Below are 13,972 nucleotides of genomic sequence, written 5' to 3'. Positions count from 1 at the left end.
GAAAAGATAGGTCGTATCATGTATATTACAAATGAATGAAATAAAATTAGAGTTAGAGGTTGCATCTTTAATTAGTAACTAGTCAGAAGTCGTATGGGACATGTGTTGAATTAGTGAAAGGTAACGATGCCGAAACAATTGTAAAACCATAATTTATAATTGTTGGGACAGTTTTCGACAAGAAGCTGTACTGTCACAGAATGTGATGTGCTACCTTATATAGATAAAACCTAAGTGGTTGCATATCTTAAAGGTATGTAACCACTTTTTATTTTCGTATTGTGTAGTATTTAGCTTAATAAATGATTTAGTGCTATTATTGTCACAAAGTTTGTTGCTTATAAATTTTTTAATCAAACTTTTATATTTAAAATATATATTTATTACACAAAGAGAAAAATAGTTACATGTTAGCCTCTAAGACAAGGAAAGGGAGCTTCTATGAGTAAAAAAGAAAATCAAAATGACGGTGTCCAAAGAGGATTAAAAGACCGTCATATTTCAATGATCGCTATAGGCGGTTGTATTGGTACAGGTCTATTCATGACATCTGGTGGTGCTATTCATGATGCTGGTGCGTTAGGTGCTTTAATTGCTTATGCAATTATTGGTGCAATGGTATTCTTCCTGATGACATCTCTTGGGGAAATGGCTACTTATTTACCAGTTTCCGGTTCATTTAGTACATATGCTACACGCTTTGTTGATCCATCACTGGGATTTGCATTAGGTTGGAACTATTGGTTTAACTGGGTAATAACTGTTGCTGCTGATGTTACCATTGCTGCACAGGTTATACAGTATTGGTCACCTATGCAAGGTATACCAGCGTGGGTTTGGAGTTGTATCTTTTTAGTAATTATATTTGCCCTAAATTCTTTATCAGTGAGAATTTATGGTGAAAGTGAATATTGGTTCGCTTTAATAAAAGTAATAACTGTAGTTATATTTATTGTCATTGGTTTATTAACAATTGTTGGAATTATGGGTGGTAAATACGTCGGTTTTGATACATTTACCAAAGGTGATGGTCCTATTCTAGGTGGAAATTTAGGTGGTAGCCTATTATCAATTTTAGGAGTATTCCTTGTTGCAGGTTTCTCATTCCAAGGAACAGAATTAATAGGTATCACAGCTGGTGAGTCTGAAAATCCAGAAAGAGCCGTCCCTAAAGCGATTAAGCAAGTGTTTTGGCGTATCTTATTATTTTACATTTTAGCAATATTCATAATAGGTATGTTAATTCCTTATGATAGTAAGTCTCTAATGGGCGGTGGAGATAGCATTTCTACTTCTCCATTTACACTTGTGTTCAAAAATGCTGGTCTTGCTTTTGCAGCATCATTTATGAACGCCGTTATATTAACGTCTGTTTTATCTGCTGGTAACTCAGGAATGTATGCATCAACTCGTATGTTATATTCAATGAGTAAAGACAAATTAGCATTTTCTTCTTTTGGTAAGACTAACAAAAGTGGCGTACCTTATTTATCATTAATTGCTACTGGTGTACTTGTTGTAATTATCTTTGCTTTACAGCATATAAGTGGAGATGCATATGAATATATTGTTGCAGCTAGTGGTATGACAGGGTTTATCGCTTGGGTAGGTATAGCAATAAGTCACTATAGATTCAGACGAGCATTTGATAAACAAGATTATGATAAAAGTAAACTTAAATATAAGGCTAAGCTGTTCCCATCTGGCCCTATATTTGCAGGTATATTATGTATAATTGTTATCATCGGACAAGATGTAGACTTTATAAAAACAGGACATTTTGATCTTAATCGTTTTGTTATTACTTATATGGGAATACCTGTTTTCTTAGCATTCTTCATTTACCATAAGCTACGCTATAAAACGAAAATGATTCCACTTAAAAAAGTTGATTTAAGACAAGATGTTTCGATGGATGAAATTAGACATCACAATAAATAACAAAAAAACAATTGACTTACATGTTTATTATTGATATGATTAGTAACGTTGAATACGAAACGAACCAAGTAGAAGCACCCGCTTCTCACCTGTAGCGACGCAATAGCAGTTGGCAGGTTAATCATGTTACACAATAAATGTGTGGAAGAAGAGCGGGTATTGTTACTCGCTCTTCTTTTTTGCTTGGGACAATTTCGTAAAACTCTAGGAGGTGTCAACCATAGCAAAAGATCAAACTCAAGTTAATGAGAGAATTCGTGCAAAAGAACTACGTTTAATTGGCCAAGATGGTGATCAAATTGGTGTGAAATCGAAACGTGAAGCTTTAGAAATGGCTGAACGAGTTGATTTAGATTTAGTTGTTGTCGCACCAAATGCGAAACCACCTGTTGCGAGAATTATGGACTACGGTAAATATAAATTCGAACAACAGAAAAAAGAAAAAGAAATAAAGAAGAAACAAAAAGTCATTAATGTTAAAGAATTACGTTTAAGTCCAACAATTGAGGAACATGATTTCCAAACTAAGTTGAAAAATGGACGTAAATTCTTATCTAAAGGCGACAAATGTAAAGTTTCTATTCGTTTCAGAGGTCGTGCGATTACGCATAAAGAAATTGGTCAACGTGTATTAGAACAATTTGCAGATGAATGTAAAGATATAGCAACAGTTGAACAAAAGCCTAAAATGGAAGGGCGTCAAATGTTTATCATGTTAGCGCCTATCAATGAAAAATAATCGTTAAATAATAGGAGGAAATGAATCATGCCTAAAATGAAAACTCACCGTGGAGCTGCTAAACGTGTTAAAAGAACTGGTTCTGGTCAATTAAAACGTTCAAGAGCTTTCACATCTCACTTATTCGCAAACAAAAACACTAAACAAAAGCGTCAATTACGTAAAGCTAAATTAGTTTCAAAAAGTGATATGAAACGCGTAAAACAATTATTAGCTTACAAAAAATAATATTTAATACGAAATTACAAGATAGATAATATCTAAGGAGGAATTATTATGCCACGAGTTAAAGGTGGAACAGTAACAAGAGCACGTCGTAAAAAAACGATTAAATTAGCTAAAGGTTACTTCGGTTCAAAACATACATTATATAAAGTAGCTAAACAACAAGTAATGAAATCAGGTCAATATGCTTTCCGTGACCGTCGTCAACGTAAACGTGACTTCCGTAAATTATGGATTACACGTATTAACGCTGCTGCACGTCAACACGACATCAGCTATTCTCGTTTAATGAACGGTTTGAAAAAAGCTGAAATCGATATTAACCGTAAAATGTTATCAGAAATTGCTATTTCAGATGACAAAGCTTTCGGTGAATTAGTTACTAAAGCTAAAGAAGCTTTAAAATAATATTAGATTAAGAGATGACTCAGGTGTCATCTCTTTTTTTATGGCAATTCATAGTTGTGTATCATTACCAATTGCCATTAAGATTTTTGTTATTAAAACTTCATAATAAAGTAAATCGCAAAATAAGTAGATTTTTGCTAAAATGACTGATATAAAAGTATATACCTAAAGGAGATTAATATGTCTAAATTTGATGAACAAATTATCGTTGTTCCACGAAAAGTACTATTTAATGATGAGAAAAATGCTTTTAATGGATTTTTACATAAAAATAATATTAAAGGTAAAGATATCTTTAATGCACTAAATGAATACGAAGTAAAAAGACGTGGAGATATGGAAGAGGATTCCACATTTAAACAGCTTATTTCATATTGTTTATTAGAAAATGAAAAAGGTGAAATCCTTGTATATGAGCGCTTATCTGGCGGAGGAGAAGAAAGGTTGCATGGTCAATCTTCTATAGGAGTAGGTGGTCATATGAACGATGTTATGGGAGCAGACTCTATCAATGAAGTACTAAGAGTTAATGCTCAAAGAGAATTAGAAGAAGAAGTTGGCCTTGCAAAAGAAGATTCTCAAAACATGGAATATCTTGGATTTATTAACGATGATAATAATGAAGTAGGAAAAGTTCACATGGGCATTGTTTTTAAAATAACTGTAAGTACTACTGATGTTGAAGCGAAAGAGACAGATACCCTTAGAATTAAATGGGTAGAAAAGGGTAGTATTGAGTCGTATGATGATTTTGAGACATGGAGTGCTTTAATTCTTCAAGATTTATAAAGATTGGAGTGCATAATCAATGTCAAATGTAATTCCATTTCCACAATCAGAGGAGAAAATAAGAAAGCAAATTAATGAAGCTCAAACGAGTCTTGATCTTGATTTAATGTATGATTTGTTTGAGAAGTATGAAATGCATTTTGAACTTAGTGAAGAATTAGCATTGAAAAAATGTTGGATGCTTCATCAGATGAGCTCTTTTTTAGAATTAAGAGAAGAAGCAATTATATTATTAAAGCGTGGATTAAATTGCTATGACGATTTAATGATTTATTATATAAAAAGTTTAAATGGGTTAGGTCAATATTACCAAGCGGTCGAAGTAATTAATCAAATTATCGATGAAGTTAAAAATCATAAAACGAGAATGGAATTATTTCCATTGAAAGAATATGCACAATCTAAACTTGATCAAGATAGAAAAATGATTTCAACTTCTTTATCTCAATTTGATGAGTTCAATAGTAGAGAACAGACAGCACTAATCCTCCAACTTATTGATAACGGTCATTATCAATTTAAAGAAAGTATCGCTCATTTATTAACAACATTAGATTTACCTAATAATATAAAAAGCTTGATGCTAGAATATTTAAGATTTGCGGGTTATCAACGAACAATTGATATTAACAAATATCGTCTTAGTGCAGAAGTTATACCATCGAAATTATGTGGACTTGAACATACAATAATGAAGAAACTAGTTATTCCTCAAGTAATTCAAAGGCTTGAAGATGGGGCTTTGCATATTGTAGATGAGGCTCATCATATCATGAATAATCACTCGATTCTTCTATATCCATTAAATATTGAAGATTTGTATGATATAGAAGATTGGATAAATGCATACGATGTTTATTTCAAAGCGTTACTTGGTATAGATATAACTGTTGAAAACTTAAACACACTTGAATTTATAAAATCTTTAGATATTGAAAGCTAAAATTCATTTGTTGCAAATTAGCTAAAAGAATTTTAATATAGTATCTATTGAAAACAAATAAACATGAAAAAGTCAGTATTTTCAATGTTTGTTTACGTTTTGAACCTATGATATAATAGGGAAGTTGAAAAAATAAATTAGTCAATCATGGAGGTATTTATACATGACAGCAACTTGGGAAAAAAAGGAAGGTAACGAAGGCGTATTAACAGTTACAGTTCCAGCAGAAAAAGTAGACAAAGCATTAGATCAAGCATTCAAAAAAGTAGTTAAACAAATTAATGTGCCTGGTTTCCGTAAAGGTAAAGTGCCTCGTCAAATTTTTGAACAACGTTTTGGTGTAGAGGCATTATACCAAGATGCAGTTGATATCTTATTACCTGAAGCTTACGGTGAAGCTATTGATGAAACTGGTATCAACCCAGTAGCGCAACCTGAAGTAAGCGTTACTCAAATTGAAAAAGGTAAAGACTTTATTTTCGATGCTACAGTAACAGTTGAACCTGAAGTTAAATTGGGCGACTATAAAGGTCTTGAAATTGAAAAACAAGATACTGAACTTACAGATGATGAATTGCAAGAATCAATTGATCATAGTTTAGGTCATTTAGCAGAAATGGTTGTTAAAGAAGATGGAGCTGTTGAAAATGGCAATACAGTAAACATCGACTTCACAGGTTCTGTTGACGGTGAAGAATTTGAAGGTGGACAAGCTGAAGGTTACGACCTAGAAGTTGGTTCTGGTTCATTCATTCCAGGATTTGAAGAACAATTAGAAGGTATGAAAACTGGCGAAGAAAAAGATGTAGTCGTTACATTCCCAGAAGAATACCATGCTGAAGAATTAGCTGGTAAGGAAGCTACTTTCAAAACTAAAGTCAATGAAATTAAATATAAAGACGTTCCAGAGCTTAATGATGAAATTGCGAACGAATTAGATTCTAATGCTGAAACAGTAGATGAGTATAAAGAAAACTTACGCAAACGTTTATCTGAACAAAAAGCTACTGAAGCTGAAAATACTGAAAAAGAAGAAGCCATTAACAAAGCAACTGAGAACACTACAATCGACATTCCAGAGGCTATGGTTAACACTGAATTAGATCGTATGATTCAAGAGTTTGGCCAAAGAATTCAACAACAAGGTTTAGATTTACAAACTTATTATCAAATCTCAGGTCAAAATGAAGATCAACTAAGAGAACAAATGAAAGACGATGCAGAACAACGCGTTAAAACAAACTTAACTTTAACTGCTATTGCTGATGCTGAAAATGTTGAAGTTTCAGACGAAGACATCGATAAAGAATTAGAAAAAATGAGTGAACAATTTAATATTTCAGTTGAAGATATTAAATCAACATTAGGTAATACTGACATTGTTAAAAATGATGTTCGTATCCAAAAAGTTATTGACTTATTAAGAGATAATGCTAAATATGTTGAATCAACAAAAGAAGACTAATTAACAAGTAAAGTTAATTTAACTTGCGCTATTTAATCAATTACTGATTGTTCGTATACTATGTTAATGTCATAAAGTGGGAGAGGGACGAAATATAATTTGTCAAAATTATTTTCATTGTCCCTCTCCCAACTTGCCCTACTTGTAGAATTTCGCTAAAATGAAATTCACTATGTTGGGCCCTGTTGACAAAGATGAATATGTTGGAAGAATCTTGGTATAAGCGCGCTTCCAATTCAGACATCTACTGCCAATATGTTGAGTGAGGCTGAGACAATGAATCATGTCCCAGCCTCATAACTATGTAAGCAGATAAATTGTAAATGTATAAAGTTGCATTGTAGAATGCAATCTAGTATAGTCTTTAAAGAATAGGGGTGTATATAAGAATGTTCAAATTCAATGAAGATGAAGAAAATTTAAAATGTTCTTTCTGCGGTAAAGACCAAGATCAAGTTAAAAAATTAGTCGCAGGAAGTGGCGTATATATTTGTAATGAGTGTATTGAATTATGCTCTGAAATCGTTGAAGAAGAATTAGCTCAAAATACGTCTGAAGGATTTACTGAATTACCAACTCCTAAAGAAATAATGGATCATTTAAATGAATATGTTATCGGCCAAGAAAAAGCTAAAAAATCATTAGCAGTAGCTGTATATAATCATTACAAACGAATTCAACAATTAGGACCAAGCGATGATGATGTTGAACTACAGAAAAGTAACATCGCTTTAATAGGTCCAACGGGTAGCGGTAAAACATTATTAGCTCAAACATTAGCTAAAACGCTTAATGTACCTTTTGCTATTGCTGATGCAACAAGTCTTACTGAAGCCGGTTACGTTGGTGATGATGTTGAAAATATACTATTACGTTTAATCCAAGCTGCAGACTTTGATATAGATAAAGCTGAAAAAGGTATCATTTATGTAGATGAGATTGATAAAATTGCTCGTAAATCTGAAAATACTTCAATTACACGTGATGTTTCAGGTGAAGGTGTACAACAAGCATTACTTAAAATTTTAGAAGGTACAACTGCAAGTGTTCCTCCACAAGGTGGCCGTAAACATCCAAATCAAGAATTAATTCAAATTGATACGACAAATATATTATTTATTTTAGGCGGTGCCTTTGATGGTATTGATGAAGTTATCAAACGTCGTCTAGGTGAAAAAGTTATTGGCTTTGCTAGTAATGAAGCAGACAAATACGATGAAGAAGCACTATTAGAACAAATTAGACCTGAAGATTTACAATCATATGGTTTAATTCCGGAATTTATCGGACGTGTTCCTATTGTTGCAAACCTTGAAACATTAGACGTTGCAGCGCTTAAAAATATTTTAACTCAACCTAAAAATGCATTAGTTAAACAATATACTAAAATGCTTGAGTTAGATAATGTTGAGTTAGAATTCACTGAAGAAGCTTTATCTGCTATAAGTGAAAAAGCTATTGAGCGTAAGACTGGTGCTCGTGGTTTACGTTCTATTATTGAAGAAGCACTTATTGATATTATGTATGACGTGCCATCAACTGAAAATGTAAGTAAAGTTGTTATAACTGAAAATACAATTAATGAAGAGATTGAACCTGAATTATATGATTCAGAAGGTAATCTTGTTAATGAAGATAAAACTTCTGCTTAATTTAAAAGCTAAACAGTGTCACACTTCTGTGACACTGTTTTTTTATGTGTTGATTTAAATATATAATCAAATATATCTTATCGACACTAAATCATATATAATGTTAGAGTTAAGTTAAATTTAAGTTATAAAGAGAGGATCTAACATGAATATTAATCCTAATAATATTGAATTAATAATTAGTGCTGTTCAAGAGGCTCAATATCCTGAGACAAATTTGTCAGAAGTTGCTTTAAGCGGTCGTTCAAATGTTGGTAAATCAACATTTATCAATAGTATGATAGGACGAAAAAATATGGCTCGAACATCTCAACAACCTGGTAAAACTCAAACACTTAATTTCTTTAATATCGATGAACAACTTATCTTTGTAGATGTACCAGGGTATGGCTATGCAAAAGTGAGTAAAGCACAAAGAGAAAAATTCGGAAAAATGATAGAAGAGTATTTAACTCAACGAGAAAATCTAAGACTTGTTATACAACTCGTTGATTTAAGACATAATCCGACTGAAGATGATGTGCTTATGTATAATTATCTCAAACATTTTGATATACCTACTCTAGTTATCTGCACTAAAGAAGATAAAATCGCTAAAGGAAAAGTGCAAAAGCATTTAAAAAATATTAAGGATAAACTTGAATTAGAACCTGAGGATAGTATTATTAGTTATTCTTCTATTAAAAATAATAAGCAACAACCAATTTGGGATCTCATCTCAACTTATTTATAATCATTATTGTTTAAGATTGCTTAAACGAGTACAAATTTTGATATGAACTATATTTGATGGAAGATAATATTAATGCTTGTAATGATTTTGACAAAAAATTGAAGTTAGATTAGAATATTTCTAATTTATTTGAGCAATCAACTTAAATGTGTATATAAATGTGTTATACTTGGATTATTGTTAGTATATGGAGGGCGTTATAAATGCATTTTATTGCAATTAGCATAAATCATCGAACTGCTGATGTAGCACTAAGAGAGCAAGTTGCTTTTAGAGATGATGCCTTGCGATTAGCCCATGAAGATTTATATGAAACTAAATCTATTTTAGAAAATGTCATTTTATCTACATGTAATCGTACTGAAGTATACGCCGTTGTTGATCAAATCCATACAGGACGCTACTATATTCAACGATTTTTAGCACGTTCATTTGGATTCGATGTAGATGATATTAAAGTAATGTCAGAAGTCAAAGTGGGGGACGACGCAGTAGAACATTTATTGCGTGTGATTTCTGGTCTTGATTCAATAGTACTTGGTGAAACTCAAATTTTAGGTCAAATGCGTGATGCATTCTTCCTTGCCCAAGAAACAGGTACTACTGGAACGATATTTAATCATTTATTTAAACAGGCAATTACTTTTGCTAAACGCGCACATAGTGAAACAGACATTGCAGATAATGCAGTAAGTGTTTCATACGCTGCAGTTGAATTAGCTAAAAAGGTATTCGGTAAATTAAAAAGTAAACATGCTGTCATTATTGGTGCAGGGGAAATGAGTGAATTATCACTCTTAAATCTTTTAGGTTCTGGTATCTCAAACATTACTATTGTCAATCGTACTCTAGCTAAAGCAGAAATTTTAGCTAATAAACATAATGTATCATTTGATTCTTTAGATGCTTTACCTTCATTGTTAGAGCAAACTGATATTGTAATCAGCTCTACAAGTTCTCAAGATTATATCATTACTAATGAAATGATTAATCAAATTTCTGATCGTAGAAAAGTTGATTCATTAGTTATGATTGATATAGCGGTACCGCGTGATATTGAACCAGGTATCGATGCAATCACTAATATTTTTAACTATGACGTTGATGATTTAAAAGGTTTAGTTGACGCTAATTTAAGAGAACGTCAACTTGCAGCTGAAACGATTGCACAACAAATTCCAGCTGAAATTGACTCACACAATGAATGGGTTAATATGTTAGGTGTCGTACCTGTCATTCGAGCATTACGTGATAAAGCTATGGATATACAATCAGAAACGATGGATAGTATTGACCGTAAATTACCTCATCTTTCAGAAAGAGAAAGAAAAGTAATTTCTAAGCATACAAAAAGTATTATTAATCAAATGTTGAAAGATCCAATCAAACAGGCTAAAGAATTAAGTAGTGATAAGAAAAGTACTGAAAAATTAGAGCTATTTCAAAACATTTTTGACATTGAAGCCGAAGATCCTAGAGAAAAGGCTAAGCTAGAAAAAGAGAGTAAAGCACAGGAGATCTCTGCTCGTCGAATTTTTAGTTTTGAATAAGCATATTAATATGGTGATAATATGCAAGAAACCCTGTTTATTCGATTTCATGAAATTATATTAATTATATATATTCTAAGTATAGTGTTCTATTTTATAGATTTTATTAGTAAAAGTTATAAAGTTAGGACTTTAGGCGTTTATTCATTAGGGATTGTTTGGGTATTACAAACAATCTCTTTATCTGTTTTTATCATTCAAACTCAAAAAGTGCCTTTAAATTCGATATTTGATGTCTTTTTCACACTTACGTGGATTATTATTTCACTTTCTTTAATATTGAATTTAATTAAAGTTCTTAATTTCTCCGTTTTCTTTTTGAATTTAGTAGGATTAGCACTTATGGCGATGAACACGTTTCAGCCTGAACACTATCAAACACAGGTACAACAAGTAGCTGTGATCAATGAACTTTTACTTGTTCATATTGGTTTAGCTGTGTTAAGTTATGCCTTTTTTGCAGTAGCATTTGTGAATGCTTTGCTATACATTATTCAATATAGAAACTTAAAAGAGAAAATTTTTGATCAAAATTACTTTAGAATTGGTAGCGTCGCTACTTTAGAGTCGATTATATTTTACTCCACACTAATAGGCTTTATCGTTCTTATTTTGAGTATTATTTTAGGTGCTCAATGGGGCGTTTTTGCCATCGGTAATCGTATTTTTATAGATCCAAAAGTTATCTTTTCTTCAATTATTACTTTATTATATGGTGTTTACATCCTGTTACGTATTAGAAAATGGATTACACAAAGAAATTTAATTTATTTTAATATCATTCTATTCTGTCTTAGTATGATTAATTTATTCTTTACAACGCACTTTAATTAAAAAGTTGCTTAATTTTTACTATTTCGAGTATTTAATAGATTTTAGTACCTAGGAGGCATTCAACATATGCGTAAACTCGTTGTTGGATCACGTAGAAGTAAACTAGCTTTGACTCAAAGTCAACAATTTATAGATAAATTAAAAAAAGTCGATCCTGATTTAGACATCGAAATCAAAGAAATTGTTACAAAAGGGGACCAAATTGTAGATAAACAACTATCCAAAGTTGGAGGTAAAGGTCTATTTGTTAAAGAAATTCAAAATGAATTATTTAATAAAGAAATAGATATGGCTATTCATTCTCTGAAAGATGTGCCAAGTATTATTCCTGAAGGTCTTACATTAGGATGTATTCCAGATCGTGAAGTTCCATTCGATGCTTATATTTCGAAAAATCACACCCCACTAAGTGAGTTAACAGAGGGGAGTATAGTCGGTACAAGTTCACTTCGTCGAGGTGCACAGATTTTATCTAAATATCCTCATTTAGAAATTAAATGGATCCGCGGTAATATAGATACGCGTTTAAAAAAATTAGAAACAGAAGATTATGATGCAATTATACTCGCTGCAGCAGGTCTAAAACGTATGGGTTGGTCAGACGACATAGTTACAACTTATTTAGATAAAGATGTCCTTCTACCAGCTATTGGACAAGGAGCACTAGGTATAGAATGTAGAAGCGATGATAAAGAACTTTTAGAGTTGCTTAAAAAAGTGCATAATCAAGATGTCGCACAATGTGTTACTGCTGAACGTACCTTCTTGTCGGAGATGGATGGCAGTTGCCAAGTACCCATCGGTGGATACGCCACTATAGATGGTGATAAGCAAATCGAGTTCACAGGATTAATTATGACACCAGATGGAAAAGAACGTTATGAACATACTGCCAAAGGTTTAGATCCTGTTGAATTAGGTCAAGAAGTTAGTCGCGTATTGAAAGAACAAGGCGCTTATGAAATTATTAGAAAGTTAAATGAGGAAAATAATTAAAAAGATTACCATGTCTTAAAGGTGGAACTCAATGATGAAACCAGTTATAGTTATGACCCAAACAAGTAAAGTTCAAAGTAATTTAGTCAATATTATTCATAAACCATTGATTCAAATACAAGAACTTTCGTTTAATGAGCATTTGCTTAATCATGACTATGACTGGCTTATTTTTTCTTCTAAAAATGCAGTCAAATACTTTTATGAGTATTTAAAAAGCGTTAAAGTTAAGAAGGTAGCAGTTATCGGCGAGAAAACGGCTCAATACTGTGAGGATTTAAATATAAATGTTGATTTTATTCCAAGTGATTTTTCTCAAGAAGGATTTCTTAAAGAGTTTAATTCTATGAATCAGCGAATCTTACTTCCTTCTAGTCAGCTTGCACGACCGAAATTAGCACATCAATTGAATAATAATAATGTTGTGATTAAGATTGATTTATATAAACCTATACCTCACCATCAAAATATTAATGAGGTTAAACAACTTGTAAAAAATAATGAATTAGATGCTATAACTTTCTCAAGCTCATCTGCAGTTCGTTATTATTTTGAAAATGGAGATACTCCAGAGTTTCACCATTACTATGCGATAGGTAAGCAAACAGCTACAGTTCTTAAAAATTATAATCAAAATGTGCAAGTTGCTGATTCACAAACTTCGGAATCAATAATAGCCAAAATTTTAGAAAGTAGGGAGAATAATGAAATTTGATAGACATAGAAGACTACGTTCTTCTCATACAATGCGAGATTTAGTGAGAGAGACACACGTGAGAAAAGAGGATTTAATTTATCCTATTTTCGTAGTCGAACAAGATGACATTAAATCTGAAATTCATTCACTACCTGGTGTATATCAAATTAGTTTAAATCTATTACATGAAGAAATTAAAGATGCTTATGATTTAGGCATTAGAGCAATAATGTTCTTTGGAGTGCCTAATAACAAAGACGATGTAGGTTCAGGTGCATACGATTATAACGGTGTTGTACAAGAAGCAACGCGTATTGCTAAAAAAATGTATGATGACTTGTTAATTGTTGCGGATACTTGTCTATGTGAATATACAGATCACGGCCATTGTGGCGTTATTGATGATCATACTCATGATGTTGACAATGATAAGTCATTACCTTTATTAGTTAAAACTGCTATATCACAAGTAGAAGCAGGCGCAGATATTATCGCTCCAAGTAATATGATGGATGGTTTCGTTGCAGAAATTAGGAAAGGCTTAGATCAAGCTGGGTACGAAAATATTCCAATTATGAGTTATGGTATTAAATATGCGTCTAGTTTCTTCGGTCCGTTCCGTGATGCAGCAGATTCAGCTCCATCTTTCGGTGACAGAAAAACTTATCAAATGGATCCAGCAAATCGTTTAGAAGCATTGAGAGAATTAGAAAGCGATCTTAAAGAAGGTTGCGATATGATGATTGTTAAGCCAGCTTTAAGTTACTTAGATATTGTTAGAGACGTAAAAAATAATACTAATGTTCCTGTTGTTGCATACAATGTCAGTGGTGAATATAGCATGACTAAAGCTGCGGCCCTCAATGGTTGGATTGATGAAGAAAAAATTGTGATGGAACAAATGATTTCTATGAAACGTGCTGGTGCGGATTTAATCATCACTTACTTTGCTAAGGATATTTGTCGCTATTTAGATAAGTAATGAATCACTACTAAGGAG

Annotated in this window: 14 protein-coding genes, 1 riboswitch and 1 other annotated feature; all 14 genes read left to right on the top strand. The window is 32.2% G+C overall.

What is annotated here, in order from left to right:
- Nucleotides 1-45: 45 nt before the first annotated feature.
- A riboswitch (Lysine riboswitch) is annotated at nucleotides 46-221 on the top strand.
- A gap of 220 nt (nucleotides 222-441) precedes the next feature.
- The 14 genes from CM54_RS05210 (at nucleotide 442) to hemB (ending at nucleotide 13,954) form a co-directional block, all read left to right on the top strand.
- On the top strand, nucleotides 442-1,941 hold the full coding sequence (locus CM54_RS05210) for an amino acid permease (RefSeq protein WP_037549394.1): 1,500 nt from the start codon (nucleotides 442-444) through the stop codon (nucleotides 1,939-1,941).
- Nucleotides 1,942-2,001: 60 nt separating this feature from the next.
- Nucleotides 2,002-2,125 (top strand) — a sequence feature (ribosomal protein L20 leader region).
- Between the two features lie 27 nt (nucleotides 2,126-2,152).
- Entirely contained in the window at nucleotides 2,153-2,680 is a 528-nt protein-coding gene (gene infC / locus CM54_RS05205) for a translation initiation factor IF-3 (protein WP_037549391.1), read from the top strand.
- A gap of 27 nt (nucleotides 2,681-2,707) precedes the next feature.
- Complete coding sequence (rpmI, locus tag CM54_RS05200; protein WP_001830767.1) at nucleotides 2,708-2,908, top strand: 50S ribosomal protein L35; 201 nt, start codon at nucleotides 2,708-2,710, stop codon at nucleotides 2,906-2,908.
- 48 nt (nucleotides 2,909-2,956) lie between these two features.
- On the top strand, nucleotides 2,957-3,313 hold the full coding sequence (gene rplT / locus CM54_RS05195) for a 50S ribosomal protein L20 (protein WP_002436058.1): 357 nt from the start codon (nucleotides 2,957-2,959) through the stop codon (nucleotides 3,311-3,313).
- Between the two features lie 180 nt (nucleotides 3,314-3,493).
- Entirely contained in the window at nucleotides 3,494-4,102 is a 609-nt protein-coding gene (locus CM54_RS05190) for an NUDIX domain-containing protein (protein ID WP_002436122.1), read from the top strand.
- Nucleotides 4,103-4,121: 19 nt separating this feature from the next.
- Nucleotides 4,122-5,045, top strand: a complete 924-nt coding sequence (locus CM54_RS05185) for a hypothetical protein (RefSeq protein ID WP_002436066.1) — start codon at nucleotides 4,122-4,124, stop codon at nucleotides 5,043-5,045.
- A gap of 163 nt (nucleotides 5,046-5,208) precedes the next feature.
- Nucleotides 5,209-6,510, top strand: coding sequence for a trigger factor (gene tig, locus CM54_RS05180; protein WP_023350131.1), 1,302 nt, complete (start codon nucleotides 5,209-5,211; stop codon nucleotides 6,508-6,510).
- A gap of 389 nt (nucleotides 6,511-6,899) precedes the next feature.
- Nucleotides 6,900-8,162, top strand: coding sequence for an ATP-dependent Clp protease ATP-binding subunit ClpX (gene clpX / locus CM54_RS05175; RefSeq protein ID WP_002436051.1), 1,263 nt, complete (start codon nucleotides 6,900-6,902; stop codon nucleotides 8,160-8,162).
- A 145-nt stretch (nucleotides 8,163-8,307) separates the two neighbouring features.
- Nucleotides 8,308-8,895 carry a ribosome biogenesis GTP-binding protein YihA/YsxC gene (gene yihA, locus CM54_RS05170; RefSeq protein ID WP_037549386.1) on the top strand — a complete coding sequence of 196 codons (588 nt, stop codon included), beginning with the start codon at nucleotides 8,308-8,310 and terminating at the stop codon, nucleotides 8,893-8,895.
- Nucleotides 8,896-9,098: 203 nt separating this feature from the next.
- On the top strand, nucleotides 9,099-10,445 hold the full coding sequence (gene hemA, locus CM54_RS05165; RefSeq protein WP_023350132.1) for a glutamyl-tRNA reductase: 1,347 nt from the start codon (nucleotides 9,099-9,101) through the stop codon (nucleotides 10,443-10,445).
- A gap of 21 nt (nucleotides 10,446-10,466) precedes the next feature.
- Complete coding sequence (locus tag CM54_RS05160) at nucleotides 10,467-11,279, top strand: cytochrome C assembly family protein (RefSeq protein WP_002436077.1); 813 nt, start codon at nucleotides 10,467-10,469, stop codon at nucleotides 11,277-11,279.
- Between the two features lie 66 nt (nucleotides 11,280-11,345).
- The gene (gene hemC, locus CM54_RS05155; protein WP_002436130.1) at nucleotides 11,346-12,275 is read left to right on the top strand and encodes a hydroxymethylbilane synthase; all 930 of its coding nucleotides are present in this window, start codon (nucleotides 11,346-11,348) and stop codon (nucleotides 12,273-12,275) included.
- A gap of 34 nt (nucleotides 12,276-12,309) precedes the next feature.
- Complete coding sequence (locus tag CM54_RS05150) at nucleotides 12,310-12,990, top strand: uroporphyrinogen-III synthase (RefSeq protein ID WP_037549820.1); 681 nt, start codon at nucleotides 12,310-12,312, stop codon at nucleotides 12,988-12,990.
- Nucleotides 12,980-13,954: a porphobilinogen synthase gene (gene hemB, locus CM54_RS05145; RefSeq protein ID WP_037549384.1), complete on the top strand. Its 975-nt coding sequence runs from the start codon at nucleotides 12,980-12,982 to the stop codon at nucleotides 13,952-13,954. The genes CM54_RS05150 and hemB overlap by 11 nt, the downstream gene beginning before the upstream one ends.
- The last annotated feature ends 18 nt before the right edge of the window (nucleotides 13,955-13,972 follow it).

Origin of the sequence: Staphylococcus sp. TE8 (assembly GCF_000692055.1) — a bacterium.
GTDB classification, from domain to species: Bacteria; Bacillota; Bacilli; order Staphylococcales; family Staphylococcaceae; genus Staphylococcus; species Staphylococcus capitis.
Note: the sequence above shows the minus strand (reverse complement) of the source record. Positions and strands in the feature narration are given on the sequence as shown.